This window comes from Pseudactinotalea sp. Z1739 (genome assembly GCF_049725055.1).
Classification (GTDB): domain Bacteria; phylum Actinomycetota; class Actinomycetes; order Actinomycetales; family Beutenbergiaceae; genus CALKWS01.
In genome coordinates, this window is record NZ_JBMPQA010000009.1 from 169,987 (window position 1) to 175,986 (window position 6,000).

Here is a 6,000-nt window from a genome sequence, read left to right on the forward strand (position 1 = left end):
CCCGCCACCACCTCGCAGAAGACCTTTGCTCGTGGTCTCTTTGAGCGTGCTCGACGCACACCAGCCGACCACAGTCACGTTGTCCCACCACCTTCAGAGAGGCAGGTTCATGACCACCACATCGCGCCCATGCGACCTCAGCAGACGTGGATTCCTGTTCGGAACCACGGCGATCGGCTTGGCCGCCACCGGGACGCTGCTGGCTCCCGGAGCAGCGGCAGCGAACCGGCACGAGGGCCTGCAGCCGGTCGTATACGACAGCGCTGCCCTCACCGGTGCCAGCCGCGGCTCCGCGCTACTCGATGGGGTGGTCTACATCGCCTCTCGGCACAACGTGGATGACGGCACGATCCGCCTTGGGGGATTCGACCCGTTCACCGGAGAGACCGTGAGCGTCGATGACCTGGACCTCGGGTCCACGTCGGGCAACAATATGCTCACCGCAGACGACCAGTACGTCTACATCGGGCCGGCCGGCAGTTCTCACGTTTGGCGCTTCGACCCGGAGTCGCGAACTGCGCAACCGTTCGCCGAGATCGGGCCCGCCAACACCTGGACCTACCGCCTCCGCGTCGACGGGGACCACCTGTGGGTTGGGACCTACCCGACCGGCCGCCTGTTCCGGGTGGATCGGACTACTGGTGACGTCGTGGACTTCGGCAGGGTCGGTGACTCGCAGTACACCACTGCAATCGCCGTCGATGAGGAGTACGTCTACGCTGCTACCGCCGCCCCGGGCGACATGCGCGTCTACACCAGGGATGCACCCGGCGTGGTGGCACATGACCTGACGCCCTATTTGGTGGACTCCCCCGTTGGCGTTCTCGACGTGGCTGCCAGCGGCGGGTTGGTCTACGTCTCCTGTGGCCGCTTCATCATCTCCATGCGACACGACGGCTCCGAGCGGGTGGTGCGCCCCATCGCCGAGGAAGACCGGTACATCGACCAACTTACCGTGACTCCCGACGGCAGGGTCCTGGCGCTGGCGCGCCTGACCACGAACTACTACGAGGTCACCGACAGCGGTTTGGACCTACTCGGGGCACCCTTGGCGGACACCGAGAACGCCGGGTTCTTCGCCGTCGACGACGACACCGTGGTCGGCGCGACCGCTCTCGGCCATGTCTGGAGTGCTCCGATCGGTGGTGAGGCGACCGTCACCTCGACCGTCCAACTCGGTTACGGATACCCCGAGCTCGTTCAATCGATGCTCGCCCACTCAAACGGTGATGTGTGGGCAGCAGGGTACTTCGCGATGACGGTTCACCACCCGAAGCAGCGAAACAAAGGTCGGGGCAACCATGAACAGGCACCGCACACCACCACGCCAGACTTCTTCGACGTCGGTGGGGAAGCCAAATCCATGGTCGAAACCGCCTCCGGAACCGTCATCGCTGGGCTCTACCCCTCGACCAACGTCGTCGCCATCGATCCACAGACTCACGAGGTACAAACCTTCGGCCCCATCGGCAACGACCAGATGCGGCCGTTGGCCATGGCCTACGACGACGCTCGCGACGAGGTGGTCATCGCGACCACCGCCACCCATGGACTGTTCAGCGGCGCGCTGACCTTCGTCGATCCGGACACTGGTGAGATGGAGGTGCGACGCGACCTGGTGCCGGAGCAGAACCTCCGCAACGTCGTCATCTCCGGCAACTACGCCTACGTCGCCGGCGACACTCGCGCCGAGGCCAGTGATGAGCGCAAGCTGCTGGTAGCCAGCATCGTCGAGGTCGACCTCAGCACGAGGACGGTTACCCGGACCTTCGAGCCTACGGACTGGGAGGCCTACGAGGACATTCACGTAGCCGACGGAATCCTCTATGCCGTCGGCCGCAGCCCCAACGGGGCGTGGCTGGCCCTCGACCTCGACAGCGAGGAGATCATTCTGCAGGGAGACACCGGCGGCTACGGCGGAATCGATGGTGCAGGGACTGGGGTCTTCACCTGGGATAAGTTCACCCACAGCATCCAGCAACTGAGCAGCGCTGAGGGCGGTACCGAAGCGGTGCTGTACCAGGATGTGCCCAACGGCTGGTACAACCGCCCCGGTTTCGGTCTCGTAGACAACGTGCACGGTACCTGGGGGTTGTACGGGACCGACCTGGCGTGGTTCCCGCTGCCGAGAAACTGAGCGCCTTACGCTTCCTTTCGGGTGCGCCGGACCCTGGACTGGCGCACCCGAAGCAGGCCCGAGGGCGACCGCGGTCGGTCTCGTCGTGCGTGGGTGACCTCCGCTGCGCCTTGGGCCGCGCTAATTCTTCAAGTGCGTTCAATTCGCCGCGGGTAGGGGCGCGCCCACCGTCGTCATCTTCGGTGAGCCTGTAGCCCGGTGGAACTCATGACGGGCGCGCGTGCTGGTCTTGGAGGTACACGCCGCTCAGCCAGCAGAGCGTCGAGCCGGACCGGTGGACTCGCGCACCAACAACTCGCTCTCCAGCCATCGCACGGTGTGCGGTTGGTCGGCACCTGTCTCATCGAGCGCGATGGTCAACGCCTCCTCACCCATCGTGCGCAGCGGGAGGCGCACCGTGGTCAGGGCCGGGGAAAGATCCCGGGCCACGTCAATGTCGTTGAACCCGGCCACCGAGACTTCGTCGGGAACTTTCCTGCCCTGATCGCGCAGCCAGGCCATCGCGCCCATCGCCATCTGATCGGCGGAGCCCACCAATGCCGTGATCTCCGGACGCTCGGCGAGTATCCCACCGGCACCGTCGTAGGCGTCATCGCGCGTGGGCGACCCGTGGCGCACGTGCAGCGTACCGCCGGCAGCGCCAATCACCTGCCGCAGACCTGCGAGGCGTTCCACTGTGGAGCCCACGTTCGCGGGCCCAGCCAGCACGCCTATGTGCCGATGCCCTAGGCCCACCAAGTGCTCGGCGAGTTCGACTGCGCCCGCGGTATTGTCCACCCGCACGTTGTCCACATCGGTGATCGGCGTGCCAATGGAGACCACGCGCCCGCCGGAAGCCAGGTAGGAGTTGGCCCGGGCGGTGACCCGCCGACGGTAGTCCTCATCATCCAGCCCGGACCCCGCCAGGATCACCACTGAGGCCCGATGGGCCTGCAGCATCTTGAAATATGCCAGTTCCTGGTCAATGTCCCGCCCGGTCTGACAGATCGCCACCAGCAAGTGGCGACGGAAGGCCACCTCGTGAATCCCATTGATCATTTCCGAGAAGTAGGGGTCGCCGACATCGCCGGCGAGCACCCCGATCATGCCGGTGCTGCCGCGCAACAACCCCTGCGCCTGCGCGTTGGGGACGTAGTCGAGTTCCTCGGCGGCGAGTTGCACGCGCTGCCGCAACTCGGGCAGCACCGGGTAGTTGCTGCCGGAGAGCACCCTAGAGGCGGTTGGCACAGAGACGCCGGCCCGCTTCGCCACGTCCTTTAAATTGACCGACATGCAGAAATCCTATTCGCTCACAAACTCCGTAGCAGACACAACTCCGCCACGATGCTCCTGCACCTAACGCCCATGTAGCGGTCGCCCGAAGGTGGCGCTAGCGCGACTGTGGCGGGGCACGGCTACCCCCAGCATTCTTGGCCTCATGCTCACAGATTCGGGTCGGTTGTGTTCGCCAGTCCCTCGATGGCAATGGGACAGCGCTCAAGGTCGGCTTCGGCGTGGGATCCGAGCATGCGTTGCCCCGGCATGACGGGGTAGTTCCTGCCCCGGTAAGCAGTCACCGGAATGGCATGTTCTCCCTAGCATCGTTGATGCCGTCGAGCGCCCAACCCGCAGTAACGCGTCGCCCGCGACCACCGCACCGGAAGCGCTCCCGCCCGGCGCGTGTGGCACCGCGAACTCTAGTCGCACTGCTCGGGCCCTGCGTGTGGCTGTGGCGCAGCTTCCTCCCTCCTTGACGCCAGCCGTTGCCACGATCTAACCTTGAGAAAGCCTTTTCTGGACTGCCTTCACTGTCGTTCGATCTGACGAGGACCGTAGATGACTTCACCGCCCGTGCCTGCGCCGAACCACCCGGCCACTGAGGCGGATCTGGAGGACCTCCTGTCCACGCCTCTGCCGGGTGTGGGGCGGGCTCTTGAGGCCGTCGGGGGTGACGTTCTGTTGTTGGGTGCCGGCGGCAAGATCGGGCCCACGATGGCGATGATGGCGCGTCGCGCCCTGGATGAGGTCGGCTCCCGGGCCCGGGTCATCGCGGTGTCCCGTTTCTCCGACCCCGAGGTGCGCGAGCGGTTGACCGAGGCCGGCGTGGTGGTGCAGTCCGCCGATCTGTCCGAGCCGGAGAACTACGCCGATCTGCCTGATGCGGCAGCGATGATCTACCTGGCCGCGATGAAGTTCGGCACCACCGGCGCCGAGCATCAAACGTGGTGGTCCAACGCGGCGATTCCCGCCTTGGTGGCCGACCGCTACCGGGGCGTGCCCTCGGTGGTGTACTCCACCGGCAACGTCTACCCGTTGCGTCCGCTGGCGGCCGGTGGATCCACCGAGGATGACCCACCCGAACCGGTGGGTGAGTACGCCCAGTCCTGCCTGGCCCGTGAGCGCATCTTCACCCACGCCGCGCACACCTGGAACACCCCGGTGACCATCTTCCGGCTCAACTATGCCTGCGAGTTGCGCTACGGCGTCATCGCTGACCTGGCCACCCAGATCCTGGGTGGTGAGCCCATCGACGTCACCATGCCCGCGGTCAACGTGGTCTGGCAGACCGACGCCACCGCCTGGGCGCTGCGGTCGGTGGAGCTGGCCGCCACTCCCCCGCACATCCTCAACGCCACCGGGCCAGAGACCGTCTCGGTCCGCCGCCTGGCCACCTGGCTGGCCGCCGCGATGGGTACCGAGGTGCAGTTCACCGGGACCGAGTCCACCGACGCCCTGCTCTCCGATGCCTCCCACTGCCACGATCTGTACGGCTACCCCACGGTCCCGATGCGCCGGGTGGTGGAACTGGTGGCGCGGTGGGTGACCGAGGGCGGGCGGCAACTGGGCAAGGCCACGAAGTTCCAGCAACGGGAAGGCAAGTTCTGATGGGCACCGATCTGGCGGCACGTCTGGGCGGCGGAGTGGTGATCCCGGCCCACCCCTTGGCCCTGGACGCCGGCGGCGGCATCGATCTGCCGGCCCAGCGCGCCTTGAGCCGCTACTACCTCGATGCCGGTGCCCACGGGCTGGCCGTGGCGGTGCACACCACCCAGTTCGAGTTGCACAACGACCGCGCCATGCTCACCGACGTCTGGCGCCTGGCCGCCGAGGTCGCCCAGGACCACACCTCCGAGCCGATCCTGGTCGCCGGTCTCACCGGAGACGCACCGGCAGCGGTCGCCGAAGCACAAATCGCCAAGGACCTGGGCTACCACGCCGCCCTGATCAGCCCCTGGGGCATGAGCGACACCAGTGAAAGCGCCCTGCTGGCCCGAGCCGGAGCCGTGGGCGAGGTACTGCCCGTGCTGGGCTTCTACCTACAGGAGTCCGTGGGCGGGGCAGCGCTGAGCCGGAACTTCTGGCACAGCCTGTTCGACCTGGAAGCCGTCGTGGGCGTCAAGGCAGCCCCGTTCGACCGGTACCGCACCAACGACGTGGCCCAAGTCCTGCTCGAACACGACCGCTGGGACCAGATCACCCTACTCACCGGCAACGACGACGCGATCATCCATGACCTACTCACCCCCTACCGGCGCACCGTAGCCGGCAAGGAACGCCAAGTCCGCGCCAGCGGCGGCCTACTCGGCCAGTGGGCCGTGGGAACCCGGGCCGCAGTCGACCAACTCCAGCGGATCAACACCGCAGTCAACGCCGGCGCAGCGCCGATGGACCTGCTGAGCGAGGCCACCGCGATGGTGGACATCAACCACGCGGTCTTCGACGTCGACCACAACTTCGCCGGGTGCGTGCCCGGCGTCAACGAAGTACTGCGCCAACAAGGCCTGGTCCCCACCGCCAACACACTGGGCACCGATACGCTATCGGCCGGCCAGAGCGACCTGATCGCCCAGGTCCGTGCCCGCTACCCAAACCTGCTGGACGAA

4 protein-coding genes are annotated in these 6,000 nt (G+C 66.5%); 3 read left to right on the top strand and 1 reads right to left on the bottom strand.

Annotated features, from left to right (window positions below; translation table 11 throughout):
- Positions 1–109: 109 nt before the first annotated feature.
- Entirely contained in the window at positions 110–2,137 is a 2,028-nt protein-coding gene (locus tag ACO0LV_RS13155) for a hypothetical protein (RefSeq protein ID WP_424788363.1), read from the top strand.
- Between the two features lie 246 nt (positions 2,138–2,383).
- On the opposite strand, the gene ACO0LV_RS13160 is transcribed toward ACO0LV_RS13155, so the two are convergent.
- Complete coding sequence (locus ACO0LV_RS13160; protein WP_424788364.1) at positions 2,384–3,409, bottom strand: LacI family DNA-binding transcriptional regulator; 1,026 nt, start codon at positions 3,407–3,409, stop codon at positions 2,384–2,386.
- 543 nt (positions 3,410–3,952) lie between these two features.
- On the opposite strand from ACO0LV_RS13160, the gene ACO0LV_RS13165 reads away from it, so the two are divergent.
- Complete coding sequence (locus tag ACO0LV_RS13165; RefSeq protein ID WP_424788365.1) at positions 3,953–5,002, top strand: NAD-dependent epimerase/dehydratase family protein; 1,050 nt, start codon at positions 3,953–3,955, stop codon at positions 5,000–5,002.
- Positions 5,002–6,000, top strand: a 999-nt coding sequence (locus tag ACO0LV_RS13170; RefSeq protein WP_424788366.1) for a dihydrodipicolinate synthase family protein, incomplete at its 3' end; no start/stop codon positions are given. The genes ACO0LV_RS13165 and ACO0LV_RS13170, both read left to right, overlap by 1 nt.